This is a genomic window from Pontibacter rugosus (assembly GCF_042678745.1).
In the GTDB taxonomy this organism is placed as follows: Bacteria; Bacteroidota; Bacteroidia; order Cytophagales; family Hymenobacteraceae; genus Pontibacter; species Pontibacter rugosus.
Map to the genome: position 1 here is coordinate 1 of NZ_JBHTLD010000044.1, position 25,418 is coordinate 25,418.

Here is a 25,418-nt window from a genome sequence, read left to right on the forward strand (position 1 = left end):
TTAAATACCCTATCTCTTAATTTATATAGCCCATGTTCTACAATCTGATAAAAGTAGCTAAACCTTCCATTTTGGCCGTCTTGCTAGTCTTTGCTGCATCTGCAATGGCGCAGGACGGCACCATATATCCACTAAAAGCCCTTGCAGAGCCCAATGCTATTCTACTCGGCACGGGTGGTGTGGATGGGCAGAAGGCTCCCGAGACTTGGTTCCGGCAGTGGGGCGATCCTATGGCACGAAATATCTCCACTGCAACCCTTACCCCCTTCCTACCTGCACCTGGCAAGGCTACTGGCGCGGCCGTCATTGTGGCACCCGGCGGAGGTTACAGCTGGCTTTCGATAGATAACGAGGGCTGGGAGGTTGCAAAGGCACTTGCAGACAAAGGAATTGCCGCCTTTGTACTAAAATACCGGCTGCACCCTACGCCTGAATCGCTCGACGACTTTAAAGCATGGATGGACCGCCCCCGCCCGGCTCCAGCTGCATCTTCTAACACGTCGTCAGGTGCAACACCGCCGAGCCTTCCACAAATGGACCTGTCTGACCAGCTTGAGGATGCCGAGGCTGCTTACGCCCTGATTCACAAACGAGCCAAGGAGTGGGGTGTAGATACTAATAGGTTAGGCATGATCGGTTTCTCTGCTGGTGCCGGACTTACAATGCACGCAACACTCAACTCCAAAACTATGAAACTGGCCTTCATCGGCCCGATCTATGGCGGTATGGGCCCGGTGGAGGTGCCGAAAAACGCTCCACCCATGTTTAATGTAATCGCCACCGATGATTTTCTCTTCAAGGGTCAATTCGGCGTGATTGATTCCTGGTACAAAGCAGGCATACCTGTCGAGTTCCACCTCTATCAGAACGGTGGCCACGGTTTCGGGCTGGGCAATCCAGATCGAACCAGTAATCGCTGGTTCGATGCCTTCACATACTGGTTAGAGGTGAACAACTTTCTTAAGGCCAAGCCCGGGAAGTAACTAGAAGAGTGGTGTGTTTGGATAATGTCACACAAAGGATTAGTAAATTAAATTCCAGACGGTTAAACACCTATGCAAGGTAAAAATCTGTTTCCATGAAATAGGCAACTTCAACCATACTCTTGAAAGGGTATACTTGAAAAATACTCAAATGAAAGAATAGATGAAGTTGTGGGCTGCAGTGTAAAGCATGGGCAAACGTAGTTTCACAGCACGTAAGTGTTCTGACTGAATCAACCTGTGCTTTTAATTTTATCTATGCTATGCCATGTATGAGGACGGAGTAACTTTTAAGTATAAAACTAAATTCCGTCCTTGTACATAGCTTCACTTGCACTGCGCGTTTATAATACGCCGTTACTTTTAGGTCTCCAAACATAATTTATAATTCACCAACATACAGCCATAAAAGCTATACTCCTGTTTAGATTTTAGTATAGAGTCTGTAGCTATCACACTATAGTTTTCTGCCAGACCAAGCTAACAATAGGACGGCGCTACAGTTATACACATCCAAGTATAAGATATATCCTCAGTATTTAAACTTGCTTAACTCCCCGGCCTTGCTGTACTTAGGTTTCATGACCAAGCACATTACTGCCTCAAGAGCATACATGAAAAAGCATTTCAAAAAAATTCCATTTCTGCTGCTGATTATACTTCAAGCTTCTTTTCTGCTGGCTATACTACTTGAGCGGTTTAAGGTGATACCAATTCTAATCTTTTTGGTGGCTGTCGCTATCCTGTTATTTATTGCCTACAAAAAGATGCCCGTGCACCAGGACGAACGCTTGAAACAAGACTATTTTGCCGTGGCCTTTGTAGTGCTGGGGGCTATGCTTACTTTTTACCTAAATGTGTACCTGAGTTTAGGCCCGGTGATAGCAGCAGGAGCAACAGGTACGATGGCTTCTTTTGTGCCTCTCCTCAACAGAAAAGCAAACTTATTCAAAGAGGTACCTGCGGCAGCCTACTGTGGCGCTTTTGTAGGGATGTCTAGCCCAACAGTAGCCGGCAATTTTCTGTTTATACTTCTGGCAAGCTTTGTAGCCGGTTTGCTCCTCGTGTTTTCTAAAAACATTTTCCGGGGCTTTGGCGGTAAACTTGGCACCATAGCGTTCGGAGGAGTGGCCGTAGCGTATTTATTAGCTTTCCTCTTTTTATAGTATGAATGCACTAGTTCTTATGGCTACCGGCGCAGTAGCCGCAACCAGTACCTACTTCGTTAACGTGAAGCTACAGCAGGGGCCAGTACGTTCTTCGGCCGCTTTATCTTTAGCGGTTGGCTTGTTTTTCTATTTCTATCCAGACCTACTTTCGGGTTATTTAACAGCAAACATTCCAGTCGTTTTTATAGGAGCATCCTTTATTGGCATGGTCTCATCTAGTGTGGTTAGCAGCTATTCGCTGGTGGGTATATCTGGCGTTATATTTTCGCTGATCTACTTAAACACGAGCAAGTTTTTTACAGGCTATGGCGGAGGTTTAGGTACTGCCGCCTGCATCTCGCTGTTAGTTGCTATAAGTTTACCATTCCTGGTGAAGAACAAGAAAGTAAGTAATGGGTATCTTGTGCTACGGAAGCTCATTTTCAAAAAGAACAAGAAATAATTCACCTCCCCTACTATAAGCTAACCGGCCGCTTTGTACGTACCTCTGTATGCTTCAACAAGAGACTGAGTGAACATGAGGCATTCATTGATGTACGTACCAAGGCTTGTATCTCAACTGCCACACACGAATCAAGCACTTCTAAAACTAGAATAAACAATTACCCGTTGTCATTTACTGGCAGCAGGTTGTTTTAATTTTAGGTTTATGCATAGCAGGTTTCTCTTTGTTTTCATCAACATACTTATAGCCTTCGCGACTTCTGTAACTGCTTATGGGCAGCCGGATACGCTGAAAACGCAGACAAAGCGTGAACTTGTAGTGGGTGTACACCCGCAACCACCCTACATTATACAGAGCCAAAACGGCACCTGGGATGGCATTAGTGTACGCTTGTGGCGTGGTGTAGCCGACCAACTGAACCTAACCTATCGCTTTGTGAAAGTTACGCCTGATTCGGCAACTAATGTACTGCAACAGGGAGAGGCAGATGTCGTGCTGCTGGGCAATGTTACTCCTACTGCCGACGCACAAGTCGACTTTAGCCATATTTACCACACGGCACAATTGGGTGTTGCCTCTTCACAAACTCAGAAACTGTCGGCTATTGCCAAGGCATTCTTCAGCAAGCGTTTTTGGTATATTGCGGCCTCTCTGTCTGTGCTGCTGCTTATTGTGGGGGCAATGATCTATTTTGTAGAGCGGGGTCAGAATGAGGATAATTTTGGAGGAGAGCGGTCTGTTGCCAAAGGTATCGGCTCGGGCTTTTGGTGGGCAGGCGTTACGATGACAACGATCGGCTACGGAGACAAAGCTCCTGTTACTTTCTTAGGGCGTGTTATTGCAATGGTGTGGATGCTGGTGGCTATGGCTATTACCGCTGTTCTTACGGCTTCTCTTGTATCAACAGTTATGGGTAGCGCAGGCGGCAAGAAGATGAACGTACCGCAGGATCTCCGAAATATGCACGTGGCTGCCGTAGAGGGCACTCCCGCTGCACAGTATCTGCAGGAAGAAAGAATTGTATTTCAGAAATTCTCCAACTTGAAGGAAGCTTTAGAAGCAGTGAACAAGCAGGAACTAGATGCTGTTGTACACAATGTTCCTGAGTTGAGGTACGCTATCAACAACACATCAGACCTGGCGCTTCAGGTGCAGCCTGTGCAAATCGACCCAAATTATTACGCCTTTGCCCTTGCCCCTGCTAGTCCTTTACGAAAACCAATCAACCAGGCTTTGCTCCGCATTATTAAAGCCCCTATGTGGCAACACGAGTTGGAGCGGTTTATGCCAGATAAGTAAACCATGAGGAAATACAGTGCAGAGAGCCTTTTCAACGGAAGCATCATTATTTCTTATTTCTGACGAACGTCGTCTGGCTGGCAGCACAGGCACAGCACCAATACGCAAGTTCCCGAAACAAACCATAATAAACAGAGGCTATACCTTCAGGTGCTGGCTTATGCATTTGCTGCCATACCAGTTGCAGCTTAACTTGCAGCCTGTTTAGCGAGGCAGGTAATTCAGCTGCCTGCTAGCCGAACATACCCAAAGCAACACAAGTATAAATCAACGCTATAATAAACAGCATATATCATCTTCCGTTATGAACCGACGCCTCGCACTCATTGATATGGGCACCAATACCTTTCACCTGCTGGTAACAGAGGTGGATGAACGGGGCCAGTTACACGAACTTTATAAAACCAAAGTGCCTGTGCGGCTAGGCCAGGGAGGTATCAGCAACGGGGCTATTGCGCCGGAAGCTTCTGATCGTGCTCTGAAAACCCTGCGCGATTTCCGGAACACGATAAATGAGTTTGGTGCCGAAACAGTACGCGCTATGGCAACGAGTATGGTGCGGAATGCTAGCAATGGAGACGCTTTTGTAAAAGACATTTTCAAACAGACAGAAATTCAGGTGGAGGTGATAGATGGCGCACGTGAGGCCGAATTTATCTACTATGGTGTAAAGGCTGCCGGTGTGCTGGATGAGCAAACGGCTATGATCATGGATATCGGCGGTGGCAGCGTGGAATTTATCATCTGCAACCAAAACGAAATCTTCTGGAAGCAGAGCTTTGAGTTAGGGGCACAGCGCCTGATGGATAAGTTCTTTACCCAAGACCCCACACCTGCCGGAAGTGTAGCAGCTGAAAAAGCCTATCTGGATGAACGCCTGCAACCTTTAACTGAAGCCGTAGCCAAGTATAAACCAATTATACTTGTCGGTTCTTCCGGCACTTTTGATACGCTTTGTGATATTGATGCTCAAGGCAAAGGTGATAGTTCTCGCACTGAGAAACAGCCTGTAGCTTCTGATCTGGCTATAGACGCTTACTACAAGGTACACCACGAGCTGCTGCGCAAGAACCATGACGAACGCCTGGCCATACCGGGTATGCTGGAGATGCGGGTAGACATGATAGTGCTGGCAAGTATAGCTGTAGATTTTGTGCTGGAGAAGTATAAGCTGCAGGAGATTCGTGTTTCTGCCTATGCCTTAAAAGAAGGTGTACTGCATCAGATGCTAGCTCAGCAGTAGCACTCCTCTCATTGTTGCCTTAAGAGGAGCACAAAAAAGCCCCGGAAGTATAAACTCCCGGGCTTTTTTGCAGATACTCAGTTTTTCGCTAGCTTCTTCCGCTCCTTTTCATAAGCTTTCTTCAGCTTCTTAAGGTCTTTCCTGTTCTGGCTATACTTTAGAGATAGTACTTTGGCATCTTCTACAGTGCTTTTCGCAGCATCTTTCAGCGCTAGCTGCTGGCCTAGTTGCTGCTGCACTTTTTTGGTTTTGCCCTTGCTGTAGCCTTTGCCCAGCAACTGCGTCAGGAGCTCAATTGCGACCTGCTCTTCCCCCTGATTAGCATAATACCCTACGACTGCAGCGGTAAAGTGCTGCTTCTGGTGATCCTTGGCATAGTTGTAAAGCGAAATATGGTCTACCCCATACTTGTTTACCTGCTGCGCCAGGTAGTACGTCTTTGCTTCTTCGTGTAGAGTGATAGCTTCGCTATACTTGCTTCTAGCAGTAAGGCGCTGCACCTCCTCCAGCTTGCGTTGATAATTTGCGGCTACGGCAATAGCTGCTCTTCCATCTTTTGCGGTAAACGTGGCAACTCCACACTCCGCCATTCCCTTAACTGCTTTAATAGCTGCCTCGTAAGCCTGGTCAGCGGCAATATACTTCTTCTCCCGAACCAGCGCCTGTGCACTTTGGAAATGCTTATCATAAGCAGCTTGCGTATTCATGCACTCCTGTGTGAAGATGCGTTCGCGTAACAGCTTATACTTACTTTGCACATCAGTATCTTGTGCCAGCGCATAACGCTCCTGCATGGCTGTAGCATCGGCAGCCGTTTGGCGGGCATTGCTCAGCCTATTCTGTATCGCCTGCTCATACCCCTCACCCAACATGGCCAGCAAAACAGGTTTGGCAGCTTTCTGCGACAGCTGTTTCAGCTCCATAATTGGTTTAAAAGTATAGCTTCGCTCTAACTCCAGTGCCTCATCAAACCTGGCCAGTGCGGCACGATGGTTTTGCTGCGCCAAAAAGTTTTTGCCTTCATCTATAAAACCTAGATAGTACTGAAACTTCACCTGTCCCAGCAAATCAGAGGCCTCGATAGCATTATGTAATACATAGTCATACTCCCGCTGGAAGGTAATTGCCTCCTGTGCCACACGCTCTGCCTCCCGTAAGTCGTTGCGTGACAGCAGGCGCTTTCCGTTATCTACCATGCCTCTGTATGCTCCGCTGGCTGCTCTGGCTTCTCCATCGTTCAAGGCCTGCATGCTGCAGCGTAGGCCTTGAACGATGCTGCACAAATCTCTGGCATCAGCATAGGCATCCAGTGCGGTATGATATTCTCCTCTGGAGGTAAATCTGTTACCTTCTGTGATGTGAGCAGTATAGATATCATGTGCCAAGCTTAGAGCAAGTTGCTCCGTCTGCGGGTCTACACGCATGCGGGTAAGCACGTCGCGGGTGCGGATGGTAGCCTCCCGGATATAGCCGTATCTGAGGTCAATTCGCGCCAGTTGCACGTGTGCCGGAGCAAAGTTAGGGTTCGCCTCTACCGACTTGGCAAAGTATGCCTGTGCCGCCGAAGCATTGCCATTATTCATGAGGCTTACACCACGGTTGTAGAACTGCTGATCTAAAGTAGCCAGTGTATACTCAATAGCCTTGCGGCGCTCCTGCAGCACCTGTTGCAACTCGTTTAGCTTGTAGTTCAGGCGTTGAGGGTCCTGCTGCTTAAGGTTGAGTTTATCGGTATAGTTCTCCTTTTTCAGTTCTGCATATTGCTGCTCCAGTTCCCGTAGTTTGCGATCCTGTAGGGGCAAGCGGTCAATATCATCCGGCAGTACACGGGCAGCATCCTGTAAGGCCTGTAGCACTTTGGCATCGTCAGCAAAGTAAGCACGCACCAGGTTTAGCCGCTCCTGCAACTGACGCACATCTTCTATAGTATACACCACCTGCTCCTCCTCTACCAGCAATTTGTAGCTCTGGTTAGCAGCTGTATCTAGTATCTGCTCTTCCAGTAGTGTCACTCCATTTGGCTTAAACGCTACGGTGCGTTCGTATACTTTTACTGTTTCATTTTTTGCATTTAACAGTTTGATTCTGGCTTTATACTTATCCGGCAGTAGGGCATCTCCTATAGTAAACCCACGGTAGTCGGTGCTACCACTTACCTGTGGCTTGCTTACCTGCACTTTCAGCTTTAGCACATCACCGGCATCGGCAATGCTTGCCTGCTGCTCAAACCGGAGCGAGAACTCTGGTTTGCGTTGTGGTCTCGGGCTTCTTGTATCGGTCTGATTTTCGCTTAACAGGCTGATGATGCTGTTGAGTTGCGTCTGGCTATTTCCGTCAGCACCGTATTTAAGCAGATAGGCTTCCGAAGTTTTTTCCTCAAACAATAGCTTGGTCTGTGCATCGGCACCGAAGGCTGCCAATACAGTTGCGAATAATAGTAGAGCTTTTTTCATAGAGGTAGTAGCTTAACTTTCTGATGCTAAGGCAAAGTCTGTTCCATATTTATACATGAAGCAGCAAAGTATATAAAAAAGAAGATATTAATTTCTACTAAAGGCCATATATGCTGCTTTTACCGTTTTAAGTTATACCCAAGGCATTACCTTGATATTTTCTTAATTTGCCGCCTCTATCAGAATCTAATCACCATGTATTCATACCGACAACTTTTCGATTTTACCCAAGAAGTATTTTTAAGTATAGGCTGCCCACCGGAGGATGCAAGGCTGGCGACAGAAGTGTTGCTATCTGCTGATTTACGTGGCGTAGATTCGCATGGCGTGGCACGGCTAAGTGGTTATGTTAGGCTGTGGGAAGCGGGACGTATCAACCCAAAACCAATTATTCGCATTGTGCACGAAACACCAAGTACGGCAACTGTAGATGGTGATGGCGGCTTAGGGCTTGTAGTAGCACCTCGTGCCATGGCTATTGCCAAACAAAAGGCACAGCAAGTGGGTACTGGCTGGGTATCGGTAAAAAACTCGAACCACTTTGGTATTGCGGGTTATCATGCCATGATGGCTTTAGATCATGATATGATCGGTATAGCCATGACAAATGCCTCGCCGTTGGTGGCTCCTACTTTTTCAGTAGATCGTATGTTGGGCACTAACCCGATTGCCGTAGCCGTGCCTACAAGAAACCAGCCTCCTTTTGTAGCCGATTTAGCTACGGCTGCCGCTGCTAACGGTAAGCTGGAGATTTTGCAGCGTAAAGAGAAAAAGGCTCCTGTCGGTTGGATTCAGACACAAGAAGGGCAGCGCTCCACTAATGCTAACGAGCTGAAAGACGGAGGCGCACTACTGCCACTGGGCTCTGACCGTGTGCATGGCAGCCACAAAGGATATGCTTTATCGTCTGTGGTTGATATTCTATCAGCTGTGCTTTCGGGTGCTAATTATGGCCCATGGGTACCGCCTTTTGTGAGCTTCCTCCCTGTTGCTGAAAACTTACCCGGTGAAGGTATAGGCCATTTCCTTGGCGCTATGCGTATTGATGCTTTCCGTCCGGCAGATGATTTTAAGCACCACATGGATAACTGGATAGAAACTTTCCGAAAGGCTAAGCCAAAGAAAGGCGAGAAAGCTGTACTTATCCCAGGTGATCCGGAACGTGAAATGACAAGCAAACGCCTGCAAAAAGGAATCCCATTGCTACCACCTGTTGAGCGTGACCTGGAGTCTCTTGCCCAGCGGTTTGGTCTTAAACTATAACGTGAGTGGCAGCAGGCAGCACAGCAGTTGAAAGGTTGTTCCTTAGCATAGGCCTTGGCTCGGGTACGCGCTGTATCCTGATGCTGGTTGTAGTATGGACTCTGAACCTGCTGTGGCTGGGCCTTAACTATTTCTGGCGCTTTGCATCTGTAGAAGTTCTATTGGCTGTACCTGCCTTGCTGCTGCTCTATGCCTTACTAGCCCTGTTAGCGTATGTGTATTGGGGCATAAGGGAAGTGCAGGAGCAGGAAGCACCTTATGCGACTGTGTTGATTGGAGTGATTGTAGCTGCTACGTTGCTGTATCTGAATTTTACCCTGCTTCAATTCGTGCTTCAGGCTGTATAATTATTTTGCTTCAGAATTTGTAGCTGCTGCTTGATAGAACTTACCTGGCGCATGCGTCCGCTTGTGCCTCTGCTTATACTTCCATAGCCCCAGATACCCGCTGGCGGAGCTTAGGCTAATTCCCCTCCTCGGAGGGGCTGGGGGTGGGTTCATTTGTAGAGTTCTTGCTCTAGCACTTATACTTTGGAATGGCTACGGTAGAAAACAGAACTCCTACACTAAAATGTTCTGTAACAAATCATGAGCTATTAAACAGAAACGGCAGCCCTTTAGAGCTGCCGTTCATACTTCATTTATACTTTAAATTTCTACTCAATTTTCTTACCAGCCATTGCCTGTTTGATCGATATTTGCATAATGCGCTCGGCAAAAGGGCTTGTCTGCTCTTCCAGCCTATCTACAGCGCCGTAAATAGCATCTTTATCACCACCGGCAGCTAACACATCGCGCAGCTTCTGCATGTTCTCATTTGTCAGTTGTATCTCCTCCTCTGTCAGGTGCTGGCCGTTCTTCTGCACGAAGCGTTCCACCTGGTACAGCATCTGCTCTGCGGAAGTACGCGCCTCAATCACCATTCTCGCAGATACATCATCTTTGGCATGTGTGATAGAATCCATCAACATCTGCTCTACCTGGTCATCTGTCAGGCCGTACTGTGGCTTTACCTCTACCTCCTGGCGTGTGCCTGAACGAAGCTCCACAGCCTCCACCTTCAGAATACCATCGGCATTAAGTATAAAGTTAACATCTACTTTCGGAAAGCCGGCTGGCATGGCAGGTATACCTTTCAAATCAAACTCAGCAAGCTTTCGGTTTTCTTTTACCAAATCACGCTCTCCCTGGAAAACAGAGATTTTCATATTGATTTGCCCGTCTACAGATGTAGTATACTGGCGGCCGGCTTTGGTTGGTATTTTAGAGTTTCTTGGAATGATGGAGTCCATCAAGCCACCCATTGTTTCAATGCCTAAGGTTAGTGGGGTTACGTCCAGCAGCAGGATATCTTTACGGTTACCGGCAAGTATATCGGCTTGAATGGCGGCACCTAAGGCCACTACCTCATCCTGGTTAAGGGAATTGTTGGCTGGCTTACCGAAGAACTCTGACACAGCATTGTATACCATTGGCACACGCGTGGAGCCACCCACCATTATCACGGCAGCAATCTGCTCCGGCTGTAGTTTTGCATCGGCCATGGCTTGCTTGCAGCTTTCCATCGTGCGTGCCACAATTGGAGCAATCAGTGCCTCAAACGTATGGCGCTCCAAATGGCAATTAATGGTACCGTTGATAGTGCCGGTGTATACTTCCTGAGAACTCAGTGTTTTCTTAGCTTCTTCTGCTTTCAGGCGCAGCTCCTGCGACAGGTTCTTATCTTGGTTGATTGTATCAGCGATCAATTGGTTTTCCTGGATCCAATGATTAATAATGGCACGGTCAAAATCATCTCCGCCTAGATAGGTATCTCCGTTAGTAGAAAGTACTTCAAAGATGCCTTGATGTATGCTAAGTATGGATATATCAAACGTACCACCGCCTAAGTCATACACTGCTACTGTTTTTTCTTCATTCGGATCTATACCGATGCCATAAGCCAGTGCAGCCGCAGTAGGCTCGTTTACAATACGAAGCACTTCCAGCCCGGCAAGCTTACCTGCGTCACGCGTTGCCTGACGCTGCGAATCATTAAAATAAGCTGGAACGGTAATAACGGCACGGTTCACCGGTGTCTTAAGCGAATGCTCAGCACGTTCACGCAGCTCTTTCAATATCTCCGACGACAGCTCAATCGGTGAGTAGAATCTATCTCCTACCCTTATTTTCACTAACCCTTCGCTGTCATCATCTATTACTTTATAGCCAAAATAGTCTTTGTGCTCGCCCAAATCTTTATAAGATTTGCCTAACAGGCGCTTTACAGAATAGATCGTGTTAGCTGGGTCTGAAATCAAGTATTCTTTTGCCTCGTTTCCGACATTGGTTTCGCCGTTATCTGCAAAGTGTACCACCGACGGCACAATAGTGCCCCGGCCCTGGTCGTTGATAGCGATCGGTTTTTTATCTTCAGGATGTATATAGGCCACCAAGCTGTTGGTCGTACCTAAATCTATACCTACAATCACCTCTTCTTGCTGAAGAGCTCCGGTAGAAAGGTTTATTGCAACTTTTGCCATAGTATCTTTTTTTACGTGAGCCCACCACCAATCGGTGGCAGTGCTATAGCACAAAGTTACAAATTATTTGGGGAGGGATTTGTTTTGAGATTTAGAGGTTAACAGGAGATCGTTAGAAGATGGACAATTGTGCTTGCCGGAACGTTAGGCAGCTTTGTTTTATTAATCTTCTTTGGGCACTATGATGAATACATCTTCGCCCGGGCGCTTCATCAGGTACTTTTCTCGAGCAAACTTCTCCAGCAGCTCAGGATTCCCCATCAGCTCCTTACGGTCTTTCTCTACCTCCGCCATCTTCTCCAGGTAATGTTCTTTGTCTGCCTCCAGATTATTTAGCTGCCTGCGCATCTGGTACTGTGTTATAAAGTCGTTTGAGTCAAAGAACAGCATCCACACCACAAAAACCAAAGAAGTAATAAAATAGAAGTTTCTGAACATTTTGGGAATGCGCTGTATCATAACTTGGGACTTTAAGTAGAGCTACAAAAATAAGGCTGTGAGCTTTATAACCCACAGCCTTAGCAACTATTTTTTTACTAAATGGTAATTTCAGAATTTCTTACCGGGGAAGTAAGCTACTTCGCCTAACTCCTCTTCAATGCGAAGCAATTGGTTATACTTAGCCATACGATCTGAACGGGAAGCTGAACCAGTCTTAATCTGGCCTGTGTTAAGCGCTACTGCAAGGTCAGCTATCGTATTATCCTCTGTTTCACCAGAACGGTGGCTCATGACACTCTTATAGCCGTGGCGTCTACCAAGGTTAATAGCATCAATAGTTTCAGTTAAAGATCCGATCTGGTTTACCTTGATCAGGATAGAGTTAGCCACACCCTGGTCTATACCTTGCTGCAAACGGTTTACGTTTGTTACAAAAAGGTCGTCACCTACCAGCTGGCATTTGCTACCAACCTTGTCTGTCAGTTCTTTCCAGCCCTTCCAGTCGTCTTCAGCCATACCATCTTCGATAGAGATGATAGGATACTTGTTTACCCACTCGCTCCAGTAGCTAACCATATCAGAAGAAGACAGCTTATCGCCAGTAGACTTTTTAAAGTGGTATGTTCCTGAAGAAGCATCGTAAAACTCTGAGCTAGCCGCATCCATAGCGATCATAAAGTCATCGCCAGGCTTATATCCTGCTGTCTCAATAGCCTGAAGTACAACCTCAATAGCCTCAACGTTAGAAGCAATGTTAGGGGCAAAGCCACCTTCATCACCTACGTTTGTAGATAGGCCTTTTTTCTTAAGCACGTTCTTTAGGTGATGAAATACTTCAGAACCCATACGTAGTGCTTCGGAGAAAGAAGGAGCACCAATCGGCATGATCATGAACTCCTGAAAGTCAATTGCATTATCAGCATGGCTACCACCGTTCAGAATGTTCATCATTGGCACAGGGAGCGTGTTAGCATTTACGCCACCTACATAACGATAAAGCGGCATGTTAAGCTCTTGTGCAGCAGCACGGGCAATAGCTAGCGATACACCAAGTATGGCATTAGCACCTAAATTGCCTTTGTTTGTCGTACCATCCAGCTCGATCATGATTTTATCAAGCAGGTTTTGCTCATATACAGGGAAGCCTACAAGTTCCTCAGCTATTTTTTCATTAACATTTTTCACAGCCTGAAGAACGCCTTTGCCCATGTACATGCTCTTATCGTTGTCACGCAGCTCAACTGCTTCGTGAACACCTGTAGAAGCACCGGATGGCACAGCAGCACGTCCTAAAACACCTGTTTCAGTTGTTACATCTACCTCAACAGTAGGATTGCCTCTAGAATCAAATATCTGTCTGGCTTTGATGTCAGTGATTAAACTCATTTCCTTCGTTTTTTACTATAGTTGTACTTTGTTTTTGCTTTGCTCTAACAAGTCCACAAACTCATCAAACAAATAAGTCGAGTCGTGGGGACCTGGAGAAGATTCTGGATGATACTGTACAGAAAAAGCAGGCTTTGTTCTCATTCGCATACCCTCTACCGTATTATCATTTAGGTTAACATGCGTAATTTCAACTTCCGGGTGATTCTTGAGTTGCTCTGCATCCACAACAAAACCATGGTTTTGGCTTGTAATTTCACACAAACCAGTCAATAAATTTTTTACTGGATGGTTTAAACCTCTGTGCCCGTTGTGCATTTTATAAGTAGCAATGCCATTCGCCTGTGCTAAAATTTGGTGGCCCATGCAGATACCGAACATAGGCTTTTCCTTCTGCAGTATCTGTTTCACACTGTTTACAGCATCTCTAGTCGCGGCAGGATCACCAGGACCATTTGAGATGAAATAACCATCTGGATTCCACTTCTCCATTTCTTCAAAAGAAGTGTTGTATGGGAAAACTTTAACTTCACATCCGCGCTTCATAAAATTGTTCAGGCTGTTTCTTTTAACTCCCAAGTCAAGCACAGCTACTCTAAATTTTACGTCTTCAGGCTTCAAATCATATACCTCTGGCGTACTTACATGCGATGAAAGTTCCAAACCGTCCATGGAAGGCACAGCACTTAACATCTTACGCAACTCCTCAATATCTGTTATTTCAGAAGATACAATGGCATTCATAGCTCCTTTGTCACGGATATGGCGTACCAGCGATCTTGTATCAATCTCACAGATACCTACCACACCGGCTTTTTCAAAATATTCTTGTAAAGAGCCCTCAGCGGTCTTTCTCGAAAAGAAGCTGGAGAAATCTTTACAGACCAGGCCGCTTATTTGCACCTTACCTGATTCTACTTCTTCTGGTTGTACACCATAGTTACCAACATGAGATACTGTAGTAACTACCATTTGACCATAGTAAGATGGATCCGTAAAAATTTCCTGGTAGCCAGTCATACCTGTGTTAAAGCAGAGTTCACCACCCGAAGTACCGATGCGGCCTAAGCTCTTACCCTTATATACTGTACCGTCTTCTAAAAGAAGGATAGCTTCAGAGGATGTATGTTTTTTCATTTTGTTATTTTTTTTACAAACATAAAAAAAGGGACACGACTTACGCCATGTCCCTTTAAAATATTTACAAACAGAGCTTATTGCGCATCTTTTGTATCTTCTGTAGTGTCAGCAGACGCAGCAGGGGCTTCTGTAGCCTCAGGAGCAGTAGTTGTAGCCTCGGCTACAGCGGCTGTATCTTCTGAAGACTTCTTCTTGCCACCACGACGGCGCGTTTTCTTAGCACCAGCAGCAGAATCACCAGAAGTTGACAACATATCCTCGTTGTAGTCTACAAGTTCGATAACACACATTTCTGCGTTGTCACCTAATCTGTATCCTGTTTTGATGATACGAGTGTAACCACCAGGTCTGTTAGCAATTTTAACTGATACTTCATCAAAAAGCTCTTTTACAGATTCTTTATCCTGAAGGTAGGCAAAAACCGTTCTTCTAGAGTGTGTGGTATCGCTTTTAGCTTTAGTAAGCAGGGGCTCTACATATTTGCGAAGTGCTTTTGCTTTTGCTACTGTAGTAGAAATACGCTTGTTAACAATTAAAGACGCTGCCATGTTAGATAGCATTGCCTTACGGTGTGAAGCGGTTCTTCCTAAGTGATTGAATTTTTTACCGTGTCTCATTATATTGAATTGTGCACGTGCATACCGTCAATCAACCTTTTCAGGGATTGGGAATTATGCCGTAGGATTTAATTAATCTTCCTCTAATTTATACTTAGAAAGGTCCATGCCGAAAGTTAAGCCTTTCTCCTGAACTAAGTTCTCTAATTCTGTCAAAGACTTTTTACCAAAGTTTCTGAACTTCATCATATCAGCGATGTCAAGCTGCACAAGATCACCGAGTGTTTTTATATCGGCAGCCTTTAGGCAGTTATAAGCACGCACTGAAAGATCCATATCCTGAAGAGATGTTTTAAGGACTTTGCGCATATGCAGCAGTTCCTCATCAACAGCCTCCTCTTCTTCTGGTTTAGCAGTCTCAAACGTCATTGTATTGTCTGAGAACAGCATGAAGTGTTGAATCAAAATGTTGGCCGCACCTTTAAGGGCATCCTCAGGGTGTATTGAACCATCTGTCTGAATGTCAAGAACAAGCTTCTCGTAGTCAGTCTTCTGCTCTACACGCGTGTTTTCAACACTAAACTTAACATTTTTGATCGGAGTATAAATAGCATCAATAGCGATCTGACCGAAAACTTGCTCAGTTGGCTTATTTTCATCAGCAGGAACGTAGCCACGTCCCTTTTGAATTGTCATCTCAAGCTCAAAGTTAATGCTTGAATCCAGGTTGCAAATTACAAGCTCTGGATTAAGCACTTCAAAACTCGTTGTGAAGTTATTGATGTCACCAGCTTTGAAAGTATCCTGACCGCTAATTGCAATCGTTATTCTTTCATCTACCATTTCGCTTATTTTTTTAAAGCGAACCATTTTCAGATTAAGAATAATGTCAGACACATCCTCAACTACTCCTTCAACAGAAGAAAATTCATGCAGTACACCACCAATGCGAATACTAGTAATGGCATATCCTTCTAATGATGAAAGAAGAATCCTTCGCAAAGCATTACCGATGGTTACCCCGTAACCCTTTTCAAGCGGCTTGAATTCAAATAAACCATGAAAGTCGTCGGCTTTTTCCATTACAACTTTCTCTGGCATTTGAAATGCTAATATTGACATACTTGCAGTGTTAAAGGTTAAAAATTGAATTAGCTGCTTACTTAGAGTAAAGCTCGACGATTAGCTGCTCCTGGATTTTCTCCGGGATTTGCTCTCTTTCTGGAGTAGCAATAAATTTACCAGCCATTTCGGTAGCGTTCCACTCTAACCAAGTAAACTGACGTGCATTACGCACCGTTAGACTTGTAGTGATAGCCTCTAAAGATTTAGACTTTTCACGTACAGCTATAACATCACCTACCTTAAGAGAATAAGAAGGGATATTAACAATTTCACCGTTAACTGTGATATGCTTGTGAAGAACGAACTGACGTGCAGATCTTCTTGTAGGAGCAATACCTAAGCGATAAACAGTGTTATCTAACCTAGACTCAAGTAACATTAGTAGGTTCTCACCAGTGATGCCACCTTTTCTGTGAGCTTTCTCGAACAAATTAGCAAATTGCTTTTCGAGAATGCCGTATATGTATTTTGCTTTCTGCTTCTCAGCTAACTGTACAGCGTATTCAGACAATTTCTTGCGGCGGCCACGACCGTGCTGCCCTGGAGGGTAGCTTTTCTTTTTCAGCGCCTTGCTAGGGCCGAAAATCTCCTCATTGAAACGTCTTGAGATTTTACTTTTTGGACCAGTATATCTTGCCATTTTTACTTCTCTTTTAGGAAATTAAACTCTTCTGCGTTTTGGTGGGCGGCAACCGTTGTGCGGCAATGGAGTAACATCTTTGATAGTAGTTACTTCGATACCTGTATTTTGCACTGTACGGATAGCAGACTCTCTACCTGCGCCAGGACCTTTAACAAATACTTCAGCTTTACGCATTCCAAGGTCATAAGCAACCTTAGCGCAATCGCCAGCAGCCATTTGTGCAGCATAAGGAGTGTTCTTTTTAGAACCCTTAAAGCCCATTTTACCAGCAGAAGCCCAAGAGATTACTTGTCCTGCATTATTGGTTACTGATATGATAATATTGTTGAAAGAAGCTTTGATGTGCACTTGGCCAGTTGGTTCAACAACTACGACACGCTTTTTAGCTTTATCTTTTCTTTTCTGAGCCATGATCAATTATTATTTAGAAGCCTTCTTCTTATTTGCAACTGTCTTACGCTTGCCTTTTCTCGTGCGAGAGTTGTTTTTGGTACGCTGACCACGAACTGGCAAACCTTTACGGTGTCTCAAACCACGGTAGCAACCTATATCAAGAAGACGCTTAATGTGCAGTTGAACTTCAGATCTCAAAACACCTTCTGTTTTGATTTCTGCTGCAATAATATTTCTGATCTCTCCGGCCTCGTCTTCAGTCCAGTCTTTTACCTTTTTGTCAAGATCCACCCCGGCTTTGCTCAAAATGTGTTTAGAAAGGCTGCGACCTATACCAAAAATATAAGTTAGCGCAATTTCACCTCTCTTGTTATCCGGAATATCTACTCCTGCTATTCTAGCCATAAAAATAAATTAACCTTGTCTTTGTTTATATCTTGGATTCTTTTTGTTGATTACATAAAGCTTCCCCTTGCGGCGGATAACTTTACAATCAGCACTTCTTTTTTTAACTGATGCTTTAACTTTCATTGGATTTATTTATATCGGTAAACAATTCTGCCTTTAGTAAGATCGTAAGGAGACATTTCCAATTTAACTCTATCACCTGGTAAAATTTTAATGTAATTCATTCGCATTTTACCGGAAATGTGCGCTACCACCTGATGACCATTCTCAAGCTCAACCCGAAACATTGCATTAGACAAAGCTTCTACGATAGTTCCGTCTTGCTCTATGGACGACTGTTTTGCCATTTATGAATTTTTAGCTTGTTCTATATAATCAAAAGTTGTCAAAATTTCCGCTTTATCCTTGCGTACTACAATAGTATGCTCAAAATGGGCGGAAGGCATATTATCTTTAGTACGGATTGTCCAACCATCATCTTCCTGAACAATTTGCCTCGTACCTAAATTAACCATAGGCTCTACTGCTAAAACCAAGCCATTTTGTAGCTTGACTCCCTGACCACGTTTGCCATAATTAGGAACCTCAGGAGCTTCATGAAGATTTCGACCTATACCATGACCTACTAATTCACGTACAACAGTAAAACTGTTTGTTTCAGCATGTTCTTGAATAGCATAGCTTAAGTCGCCCATACGATTGCCAACAACAGCTTTTTTAATACCTAGGTATAAAGACTCTTTAGTTATATCTAAGAGTTTCTGCACCTCAGGCTTGATCAAACCAACAGCATGAGTATAGGCACAATCACTATGGAAGCCATTTTTATAAACTCCACAATCTACAGATAAAATATCTCCTTCTTGTAGAATGTATTTACCTGGCATACCATGTACTACAACGGCATTAGTTGATATGCATAAACTATACTGAAAACCATTGTAATCTTTAAAAGATGGCTTACCACCGTTATCGAGAATAAACTCTTCTGCAACTTTATCAAGTTCCAGGGTAGAAATACCAGGTTTTATAAGACGAGCAATTTCGCCATGTGCTTTGCTTAAAATCAAAGCACTCTGGCGAATTAACTCAATTTCTTCTTCAGTTTTGTATAAAATCATTTACTAAGAAACCATTGCAATATTTTCTGTCCTGCCCCTAAGCTTTCCAGATTTCATCATACCATCATAATGCCTCATTAATAGATAACTTTCAACTTGTTGAAGAGTATCTAACACAACACCTACCATTATGATAAGAGAAGTTCCGCCAAAAAACTGTGAGAACTCTCTTGTAACACCAAGCAACATAGCGATTGATGGGAAGATGGCTACTAAGGCCAGATAAATTGCACCTGGTAATGTAATTCTTGTAAGAATAGTATCAATGTATTCAGAGGTAGAACGGCCTGGTTTAACACCAGGAACAAAACCACCGCTTCGCTTGAGATCATCAGCAATCTGATTAGGGTTTACACTTATAGCAGTATAAAAATATGTGAAAACAAGAATCAATAATCCAAATACAAGATTATACTGCCAAGATGTAAAGTCAGAGAAAGTTGCTCCGATATAATTTGCAGTCTCACTTGAATCAGCCCAGATAGATGCTATCATAGAAGGAAGAAACATTAAAGACTGTGCAAAGATAATTGGCATTACACCGGCAGCATTAACCTTAAGAGGTATAAACTGTCTCTGTCCACTATATAAAGAACTCGCACCAACTTGCTTGGCATATTGTACAGGAATTCTTCTAATAGCTTGAGTTAGCATAACAACAGACATAACAACAAGGAACAGAATTAAGAGTTCAAATAAGAACAACAAAGCGCCATTTAGTTGCTTTGACAAAAATTCTGCTACAATCGCTCCTGGGAAACGAGATACAATACCAATCATAATCAGCATTGAAATACCATTGCCAATACCTTTATCAGTGATTTTCTCACCTAACCACATACAGAAAACTGTTCCTGAAGTAAGAACAATCATAGATGTGATTGTAAAGAGCGTTGTGTTAATAGCTATTGCTTCAGCATTTATAGTTGCGACAAATCCAATTGCCTGTGCAAGCGTAATAACAATTGTCAGAACTCGAGTGATCTGGTTGATTTTCTTTCTACCAGATTCACCCTCCTTCTGCATTTTTTGGAAATATGGAACAGCAATAGTTAACAGTTGCAGTACGATAGAAGCCGAAATGTATGGCATTATACCTAGAGCAAAGATAGAAGCATTGCTAAAAGCTCCACCTAAGAAAGTATCTAATAATCCGAAAAGACCGGATGTATTAGCTTCTAGCTGTTTAGGATCAACACCAGGTAAAACAACAAAAGAACCTAGTCTAAAAATAGCTATAAAGAATACAGTATTTAAAATACGTACTCTAAGATCCTCTATAGCAAAAATGTTCTTTATCGTTGTTAAAAACTTCTTCATACCTATCGATTAGAGAGCAACTGTTTTACCGCCTGCTTTTTCAATTGATGATGATGCAGTTCCAGAGAAAGCGTGCGCATGAATTTCTACAGCTTTGTTTATCTCTCCTCTGCCCAATACTTTAACTTTATCATTTTTAGAAACTAATCCATGCGCTTTGAAGAAATCAAAGTTCATAACAGTCTCATTTGTTGACTCAGCTAAAGCTTGAATAATATCTAAATTGATAGCTTTATATTCAACACGGTTAATGTTTTTAAAGCCAAACTTAGGAACTCGTCTTTGAAGTGGCATTTGACCACCTTCAAAGCCTGCTTTCTGTGAATAACCTGAACGAGATTTAGCACCCTTATGTCCACGTGTAGAAGTACCACCTCTACCTGAACCAGTACCTCTGCCTATTCTCTTTCTGTTCTTTACAGAACCTTCCGCAGGTTTTAAAGAATGTAAATACATGTTTATTGTTCTTTAACGTCTACTAAATTGTGGACTTTTTTTACCATACCAGCAATCTGAGGCGTAAATTCTACAGATACTGATTTGCTTATCTTTCCTAAGCCAAGAGCTTTAATTGTAAGCTTCTGGTTTTTAGGTCTATCGATAATGCTCTTAACTTGAGTGATAGTTACTTTAGCCATTACAATTATCCGTTGAATACTTTATCTAAATTAACACCACGTTGCTGAGCTACAGCTAAAGGATCACGCATCTTAGAAAGAGCATCAAAAGTAGCTTTAACTACGTTATGTGGATTTGAAGATCCTTTTGATTTACAAAGAACGTCTTTGATACCAGCACTTTCAAGTACAGCACGCATTGCACCACCTGCTATAACACCTGTACCTGGTGCAGCTGGTTTAACAAGTACGAAACCTCCAGAGTATTTCCCTTCTTGTGAATGAGGAACAGTATTATGATACACAGGAACCTTAACAAGATTCTTTTTTGCATCATCAATACCTTTGGCGATAGCATCAGTTACTTCGTTAGCTTTACCTAAACCATAACCTACTACACCGTTTCCGTCACCAACAACCACGATAGCAGCAAAACTAAATCTTCTACCACCTTTAACAACCTTGGCTACACGGTTAATGGCAACTACTTTCTCTTTAAGCTCGATTTCGCTTGCCTTTACGCTTCGTATATTATTCTTCAACATAATTTTTAGAATTTAAGGCCTGCTTCACGAGCGCCTTCTGCCAATGATTTTACTTTACCATGATAAAGGTAACCGTTACGATCAAAAACTACTTGAGAAATGCCTTTCTCAATAGCTAGTCCAGCAATTGCCTGACCCACTTTTCCAGCAGTTTCTGTGTTAGCCTTCGCATCATCAAGTTTCACTGAAGAGGCAGCTGCTAGTGTCACACCAGTAGTGTCGTCGACTAATTGAGCGTATATAGCTTTGTTGCTACGGAACACCGTTAATCGTGGCCTTTCAGGAGTACCAGAAATTTTATTTCTGATACCCTTTTTTATTCTTAGTCTTCTGCTTAATTTATTAGTAGACATGATGATGATTATTTAGAAGCTGTCTTACCAGCTTTTCTTCTGATAACTTCACCTACGAAACGTATACCCTTACCTTTGTATGGCTCTACTTTACGAAGTGATCTTATTTTAGCAGCAACCTGACCAATCAATTGCTTATCATTAGACTCAAGAGTAATGATTGGGTTTTTACCTTTTTCAGTAACTGCTGTAGCAGAAACCTCAGAAGGCAAGCTCAGATAGATATTATGAGAATAGCCTAAAGCTAATTCCAAAACATTACCTTGTACTGTTGCTTTGTAACCAACACCAACAAGCTCCAACTGCTCTTTATAACCTTCACTTACACCAATTACCATGTTATTGATAAGTGATCTGTAAAGACCATGCATAGCCTTGTGACGCTTTTGCTCTGTAGGACGTTCTACAACAATTGTGTTTTCGTCCTGCTTTACAATTATATCTTTATCAACTGCAGTAGTAAGTTCACCTTTAGGTCCTTTTACTGTGATGATATTGTTATCACCGATGGCAATTTGAATATTGGTAGGCAGGGTGATTGGCAATTTACCTATACGTGACATTGTCTATCCTCCTATTAATATACATAACACAATACTTCGCCACCAATCTTAAGTGACTTAGCTTCCTTCTCTGTCATTACACCTTTAGAAGTAGAAAGCACAGCAATGCCAAGGCCATTTAAGACTCTTGGAAGCGTCTCGCTACCAGTGTACTTGCGTAGCCCTGGCTTACTAATCCTTTCTAATTTCACAATAGCTGATTGCTTTGTGCTAGGATTATACTTAAGAGCTATTTTGATTGTACCCTGAACACCAGCATCATCAAATTTATAACTTTGAATATAGCCTTTGTCGTACAATACTTTGGTGATCTCTTTTTTTATCTTGCTAGATGGTATTTCAACTATTCTGTGGTTCGCTTTGATAGCGTTACGCACTCTAGTTAAATAATCTGCTATTGGATCTGAGTTCATTATGAATACATTGAATAATGAATGCTTTATCTAAGCGAGGGGCAAAGATACAAATATCTTTTTATGATTCTTAGTATGTTAAGAAAAAACTTACCAGCTCGACTTTGTAACACCAGGAATTTTACCCATAGAGGCTAATTCTCTGAAAAGTACACGTGAAATACCGAACTTTCTCATGTATCCTCTTGGTCTGCCAGAGAGTTTGCATCGGTTGTGAAGTCTAACCGGTGATGCATTACGAGGCAATTTATCTAAAGCATCGTAATCTCCGTTGGCTTTTAGCTCAGCTCTCTTTGTAGCATATTTAGCTACTAGTTTTTGTCTTTTAAGCTCTCTAGCTTTTATTGCTTCTTTAGCCATGGTTATTTTCTGATATTAGCGAATGGCATACCAAATGCTTTAAGCAATTCGTAGCTCTCTTCGTCAGTTTTAGCTGTTGTAACAAATGTAATATCCATTCCAGAAATAGCTTTGATCTTATCGATGCTAATCTCTGGGAAGATAATTTGCTCTTTTACACCTAGAGTATAGTTACCGCGACCATCAAAGCCTTTATCGTTAACACCTCTAAAGTCACGTACACGAGGAAGAGCGATAGTCAAAAGACGGTCAAGGAACTCATACATCTTCTCGCCACGCAATGTAACACGAGCACCAATTGGCATGCCTTCACGCAACTTGAAGTTTGAAACAGACTTTTTTGCGATTGTAGCAACTGCCTTTTGGCCAGTAATAGTAGTAAGTTCATCTACACCAATATCAACCAATTTCTTGTCAGAAACAGCAGAGCCAATTCCTTTATTGATTGATATCTTAGTGATTTTAGGAACCTGCATTATGTTCTTATACTGGAACTTTTCTTTCAAGGCAGGCACTACCTCATTCTGATATTTTTCTTTTAATCTTGTAGTAGCCATGTTAGATTACCTCCCCTGTCTTTTTAGAATAACGCTCTGTTTTACCTTCGCTGTTTGTTCTTGTAGCAGCTTTAGTAGTCTCACCTGACTTTGGATCAACAAGTGCCACATTACTAGCATGCATAGGAGCTTCTACTTTCTCAATACCTCCCTGTGGATTTTTAGCACTAGGTTTCTGGTGCTTTGTCACAAGGTTAAGGCCTTCGATAGTAACTCTTTGCTTCTCAATATTAACAGCAATAATACGGCCTGTCTTACCGCGATCGTCACCGGCTATAACTTTAACTGTATCGCCAGTTTTTACATGAAGTTTTTTCTTATTCATTTTAATCTGAATTTTATGTTATAGAACTTCAGGTGCTAACGAAACAATTTTCATGAATTGCTTTTCACGAAGTTCACGTGCAACCGGGCCGAAGATACGCGTACCACGTGGTTCATTATTCGCGTTAAGTAAAACAGCTGCATTATCGTCGAAACGAATATATGAACCGTCTTTTCTTCTAACCTCTTTCTTTGTTCTTACAATAACTGCTTTAGAAACAGTTCCCTTTTTAACGTTGCCAGAAGAAAGGGCTGACTTTACAGTTACTACAATTTTATCGCCTACAGAGGCGTATTTTTTACCAGTACCGCCTAGTACACGGATACAAAGGACTTCCTTGGCACCGCTGTTGTCAGCTACACTTAGTCTTGATTCCTGCTGTATCATATTACTTAGCCCTTTCTATAATTTCAACTAAACGCCAGTTCTTGTTCTTGCTGAGCGGACGAGTCTCCTGGATACGTACAATGTCTCCAATATTACACTCGTTCTTCTCGTCGTGTGCCATGAACTTGTTAGACTTGCTAACAAACTTACCATACATAGGGTGCTTCATTCTGCTTTCCACCAGTACAGTAATAGATTTGTCCATCTTGTTGCTAACAACCTTACCGCTTCTTTCTTTTCTTAGGTTTCTCTCCATGATCTTAATACGTCTTAAGAGTTAGCTTCAATTTCACGACGACGAACTTCAGTATTCAATCGAGCAATGTTACGCTTCGTATCGCGGATCTTCATTGGGTTCTCGAGAGGAGATATGGCGTGTGCAAAACGCATGGCATGCAGGCTTGATCTCTCAGCGCTAAGCTTTTCTTGCAGTTCTTCGGCAGAATAAGCTTTTATCTCAGAATTTTTCATTATTTCTCAACGTAATCTCTACGTACTACAATTTTTGATTTTACTGGTAGTTTCTGAGCAGCTAGTCTTAATGACTCTTTTGCTACCTCTAAAGAAACACCATCGGACTCGAACATGATCGTACCAGGCTTAACTACTGCTACCCAATACTCCGGAGAACCTTTACCCTTACCCATACGAACCTCAGCAGGTTTCTTAGTGATAGGCTTGTCAGGGAAAATGCGGATCCAAACTTGACCCTCACGTTTCATTGCTCTTGTCATGGCGATACGTGCTGCCTCAATTTGGCGAGAAGTAATCCATGATGCTTCAAGAGATTTTATAGCGAAAGAACCGAACGCAATAGTGCTGCCTCTATGAGCCAGCCCCTTTACGCGGCCTTTTTGCATTTTTCTATATTTTGTCCTTCTAGGCTGTAACATTTTCTAAAACTTATAATGTTAAAACTTAATTATTGACGACGCTTACGCTTAGGAGCACCTTCACCAGGTCCACCTTTTTTGTTGCGACGGTCACCACCTCGTCTGTCATTAGGAGCAGATCCAGGTCCTTTGCTTTCTAAGCCAGCGTTTGGAGTAAGATCTTTCTTACCATAAACCTCGCCTTTAAAGATCCAAACCTTGATACCAATTTTACCATATACAGTTTGAGCTTCTGAAAGCGCATAATCAATGTCAGCACGAAGCGTATGAAGAGGAGTTCTTCCTTCTTTGTAATGCTCTGTTCTTGCCATCTCAGCGCCACCTAAACGACCTGAAACCTGTACTTTGATACCTTCGGCACCTACTCTTAGCGCAGAAGCAATTGCTTGCTTCATGGCACGACGGAAAGAGATCCTAGCTTGTAGCTGCTGCGCGATTGACTCACCTACCAACTTAGCATCTAACTCAGGTCGCTTAATTTCAAAGATATTAATC

Annotated in this window: 35 protein-coding genes; 7 read left to right on the top strand and 28 right to left on the bottom strand. The window is 43.2% G+C overall.

Features of this window, described 5'->3' with window-relative positions:
• Positions 1-32: 32 nt before the first annotated feature.
• The 5 genes from ACFQ2O_RS06955 (at position 33) to ACFQ2O_RS06975 (ending at position 5,139) form a co-directional block, all read left to right on the top strand.
• Positions 33-983 (top strand): alpha/beta hydrolase, encoded by a 951-nt coding sequence (locus ACFQ2O_RS06955; protein WP_377524569.1) that lies wholly within the window; start codon positions 33-35, stop codon positions 981-983.
• Between the two features lie 581 nt (positions 984-1,564).
• The gene (locus tag ACFQ2O_RS06960; protein WP_377524574.1) at positions 1,565-2,149 is read left to right on the top strand and encodes a hypothetical protein; all 585 of its coding nucleotides are present in this window, start codon (positions 1,565-1,567) and stop codon (positions 2,147-2,149) included.
• A 1-nt stretch (position 2,150) separates the two neighbouring features.
• Entirely contained in the window at positions 2,151-2,594 is a 444-nt protein-coding gene (locus ACFQ2O_RS06965; protein ID WP_377524579.1) for a hypothetical protein, read from the top strand.
• Positions 2,595-2,801: 207 nt separating this feature from the next.
• Entirely contained in the window at positions 2,802-3,896 is a 1,095-nt protein-coding gene (locus ACFQ2O_RS06970; protein WP_377524584.1) for a transporter substrate-binding domain-containing protein, read from the top strand.
• A gap of 304 nt (positions 3,897-4,200) precedes the next feature.
• Positions 4,201-5,139 carry a Ppx/GppA phosphatase family protein gene (locus ACFQ2O_RS06975; RefSeq protein ID WP_377524589.1) on the top strand — a complete coding sequence of 313 codons (939 nt, stop codon included), beginning with the start codon at positions 4,201-4,203 and terminating at the stop codon, positions 5,137-5,139.
• Between the two features lie 77 nt (positions 5,140-5,216).
• On the opposite strand, the gene ACFQ2O_RS06980 is transcribed toward ACFQ2O_RS06975, so the two are convergent.
• Positions 5,217-7,592, bottom strand: a complete 2,376-nt coding sequence (locus tag ACFQ2O_RS06980; protein ID WP_377524594.1) for a hypothetical protein — start codon at positions 7,590-7,592, stop codon at positions 5,217-5,219.
• Positions 7,593-7,787: 195 nt separating this feature from the next.
• On the opposite strand from ACFQ2O_RS06980, the gene ACFQ2O_RS06985 reads away from it, so the two are divergent.
• Both ACFQ2O_RS06985 and ACFQ2O_RS06990 read left to right on the top strand, forming a co-directional pair.
• Positions 7,788-8,855, top strand: coding sequence for an Ldh family oxidoreductase (locus tag ACFQ2O_RS06985; protein ID WP_377524599.1), 1,068 nt, complete (start codon positions 7,788-7,790; stop codon positions 8,853-8,855).
• Positions 8,856-8,860: 5 nt separating this feature from the next.
• Positions 8,861-9,202, top strand: coding sequence for a hypothetical protein (locus tag ACFQ2O_RS06990; RefSeq protein WP_377524604.1), 342 nt, complete (start codon positions 8,861-8,863; stop codon positions 9,200-9,202).
• Between the two features lie 308 nt (positions 9,203-9,510).
• Here the strand turns inward: ACFQ2O_RS06990 and hscA are convergent, their stop codons facing one another.
• From hscA to rpsC, 27 genes are all read right to left on the bottom strand, one after another.
• Complete coding sequence (gene hscA, locus ACFQ2O_RS06995; protein WP_377524609.1) at positions 9,511-11,376, bottom strand: Fe-S protein assembly chaperone HscA; 1,866 nt, start codon at positions 11,374-11,376, stop codon at positions 9,511-9,513.
• A gap of 162 nt (positions 11,377-11,538) precedes the next feature.
• Positions 11,539-11,835, bottom strand: coding sequence for an FtsB family cell division protein (locus tag ACFQ2O_RS07000; RefSeq protein WP_377524614.1), 297 nt, complete (start codon positions 11,833-11,835; stop codon positions 11,539-11,541).
• Positions 11,836-11,925: 90 nt separating this feature from the next.
• Complete coding sequence (gene eno, locus ACFQ2O_RS07005; protein ID WP_377524619.1) at positions 11,926-13,203, bottom strand: phosphopyruvate hydratase; 1,278 nt, start codon at positions 13,201-13,203, stop codon at positions 11,926-11,928.
• A 15-nt stretch (positions 13,204-13,218) separates the two neighbouring features.
• Complete coding sequence (gene carA, locus ACFQ2O_RS07010; protein ID WP_377524624.1) at positions 13,219-14,340, bottom strand: glutamine-hydrolyzing carbamoyl-phosphate synthase small subunit; 1,122 nt, start codon at positions 14,338-14,340, stop codon at positions 13,219-13,221.
• Between the two features lie 77 nt (positions 14,341-14,417).
• Complete coding sequence (rplQ, locus tag ACFQ2O_RS07015) at positions 14,418-14,960, bottom strand: 50S ribosomal protein L17 (RefSeq protein ID WP_377524628.1); 543 nt, start codon at positions 14,958-14,960, stop codon at positions 14,418-14,420.
• 72 nt (positions 14,961-15,032) lie between these two features.
• Entirely contained in the window at positions 15,033-16,022 is a 990-nt protein-coding gene (locus ACFQ2O_RS07020; RefSeq protein ID WP_377524633.1) for a DNA-directed RNA polymerase subunit alpha, read from the bottom strand.
• A gap of 37 nt (positions 16,023-16,059) precedes the next feature.
• Entirely contained in the window at positions 16,060-16,665 is a 606-nt protein-coding gene (gene rpsD / locus ACFQ2O_RS07025; protein WP_377524638.1) for a 30S ribosomal protein S4, read from the bottom strand.
• A gap of 21 nt (positions 16,666-16,686) precedes the next feature.
• Complete coding sequence (gene rpsK / locus ACFQ2O_RS07030) at positions 16,687-17,079, bottom strand: 30S ribosomal protein S11 (RefSeq protein WP_377524643.1); 393 nt, start codon at positions 17,077-17,079, stop codon at positions 16,687-16,689.
• Between the two features lie 9 nt (positions 17,080-17,088).
• A complete protein-coding gene (gene rpsM, locus ACFQ2O_RS07035) occupies positions 17,089-17,466 on the bottom strand; it encodes a 30S ribosomal protein S13 (RefSeq protein ID WP_377524648.1) in 378 nt (125 codons plus the stop codon).
• Positions 17,467-17,475: 9 nt separating this feature from the next.
• The gene (gene ykgO, locus ACFQ2O_RS07040) at positions 17,476-17,592 is read right to left on the bottom strand and encodes a type B 50S ribosomal protein L36 (RefSeq protein WP_034256541.1); all 117 of its coding nucleotides are present in this window, start codon (positions 17,590-17,592) and stop codon (positions 17,476-17,478) included.
• Positions 17,593-17,597: 5 nt separating this feature from the next.
• Positions 17,598-17,816 (bottom strand): translation initiation factor IF-1, encoded by a 219-nt coding sequence (gene infA / locus ACFQ2O_RS07045; protein ID WP_025609076.1) that lies wholly within the window; start codon positions 17,814-17,816, stop codon positions 17,598-17,600.
• Positions 17,817-18,590, bottom strand: coding sequence for a type I methionyl aminopeptidase (gene map / locus ACFQ2O_RS07050; RefSeq protein WP_377524655.1), 774 nt, complete (start codon positions 18,588-18,590; stop codon positions 17,817-17,819).
• Between the two features lie 3 nt (positions 18,591-18,593).
• Positions 18,594-19,910 carry a preprotein translocase subunit SecY gene (gene secY, locus ACFQ2O_RS07055; RefSeq protein WP_377524660.1) on the bottom strand — a complete coding sequence of 439 codons (1,317 nt, stop codon included), beginning with the start codon at positions 19,908-19,910 and terminating at the stop codon, positions 18,594-18,596.
• 9 nt (positions 19,911-19,919) lie between these two features.
• Entirely contained in the window at positions 19,920-20,366 is a 447-nt protein-coding gene (gene rplO, locus ACFQ2O_RS07060; RefSeq protein WP_377524665.1) for a 50S ribosomal protein L15, read from the bottom strand.
• 2 nt (positions 20,367-20,368) lie between these two features.
• Positions 20,369-20,548, bottom strand: coding sequence for a 50S ribosomal protein L30 (gene rpmD, locus ACFQ2O_RS07065; protein WP_377524670.1), 180 nt, complete (start codon positions 20,546-20,548; stop codon positions 20,369-20,371).
• 5 nt (positions 20,549-20,553) lie between these two features.
• Complete coding sequence (rpsE, locus tag ACFQ2O_RS07070; RefSeq protein WP_068838149.1) at positions 20,554-21,072, bottom strand: 30S ribosomal protein S5; 519 nt, start codon at positions 21,070-21,072, stop codon at positions 20,554-20,556.
• 5 nt (positions 21,073-21,077) lie between these two features.
• A complete protein-coding gene (gene rplR / locus ACFQ2O_RS07075; protein ID WP_377524677.1) occupies positions 21,078-21,425 on the bottom strand; it encodes a 50S ribosomal protein L18 in 348 nt (115 codons plus the stop codon).
• 8 nt (positions 21,426-21,433) lie between these two features.
• The gene (rplF, locus tag ACFQ2O_RS07080) at positions 21,434-21,988 is read right to left on the bottom strand and encodes a 50S ribosomal protein L6 (RefSeq protein WP_377524682.1); all 555 of its coding nucleotides are present in this window, start codon (positions 21,986-21,988) and stop codon (positions 21,434-21,436) included.
• Between the two features lie 14 nt (positions 21,989-22,002).
• Positions 22,003-22,401, bottom strand: a complete 399-nt coding sequence (gene rpsH, locus ACFQ2O_RS07085) for a 30S ribosomal protein S8 (protein ID WP_377524687.1) — start codon at positions 22,399-22,401, stop codon at positions 22,003-22,005.
• Positions 22,402-22,491: 90 nt separating this feature from the next.
• Complete coding sequence (gene rpsN / locus ACFQ2O_RS07090) at positions 22,492-22,761, bottom strand: 30S ribosomal protein S14 (RefSeq protein WP_377524692.1); 270 nt, start codon at positions 22,759-22,761, stop codon at positions 22,492-22,494.
• 2 nt (positions 22,762-22,763) lie between these two features.
• Positions 22,764-23,318, bottom strand: coding sequence for a 50S ribosomal protein L5 (rplE, locus tag ACFQ2O_RS07095; RefSeq protein ID WP_377524697.1), 555 nt, complete (start codon positions 23,316-23,318; stop codon positions 22,764-22,766).
• A gap of 1 nt (position 23,319) precedes the next feature.
• Positions 23,320-23,643, bottom strand: coding sequence for a 50S ribosomal protein L24 (gene rplX / locus ACFQ2O_RS07100; protein ID WP_377524702.1), 324 nt, complete (start codon positions 23,641-23,643; stop codon positions 23,320-23,322).
• Between the two features lie 18 nt (positions 23,644-23,661).
• Positions 23,662-24,030: a 50S ribosomal protein L14 gene (rplN, locus tag ACFQ2O_RS07105; protein WP_377524707.1), complete on the bottom strand. Its 369-nt coding sequence runs from the start codon at positions 24,028-24,030 to the stop codon at positions 23,662-23,664.
• A gap of 1 nt (position 24,031) precedes the next feature.
• On the bottom strand, positions 24,032-24,286 hold the full coding sequence (rpsQ, locus tag ACFQ2O_RS07110) for a 30S ribosomal protein S17 (RefSeq protein ID WP_068838141.1): 255 nt from the start codon (positions 24,284-24,286) through the stop codon (positions 24,032-24,034).
• 14 nt (positions 24,287-24,300) lie between these two features.
• Complete coding sequence (gene rpmC / locus ACFQ2O_RS07115) at positions 24,301-24,501, bottom strand: 50S ribosomal protein L29 (protein WP_068838140.1); 201 nt, start codon at positions 24,499-24,501, stop codon at positions 24,301-24,303.
• Positions 24,501-24,923, bottom strand: coding sequence for a 50S ribosomal protein L16 (rplP, locus tag ACFQ2O_RS07120; protein ID WP_377524718.1), 423 nt, complete (start codon positions 24,921-24,923; stop codon positions 24,501-24,503). The genes rpmC and rplP overlap by 1 nt, the downstream gene beginning before the upstream one ends.
• A gap of 29 nt (positions 24,924-24,952) precedes the next feature.
• The coding region (gene rpsC / locus ACFQ2O_RS07125) for a 30S ribosomal protein S3 (protein ID WP_377524723.1) at positions 24,953-25,418 on the bottom strand (466 nt) is incomplete at its 5' end.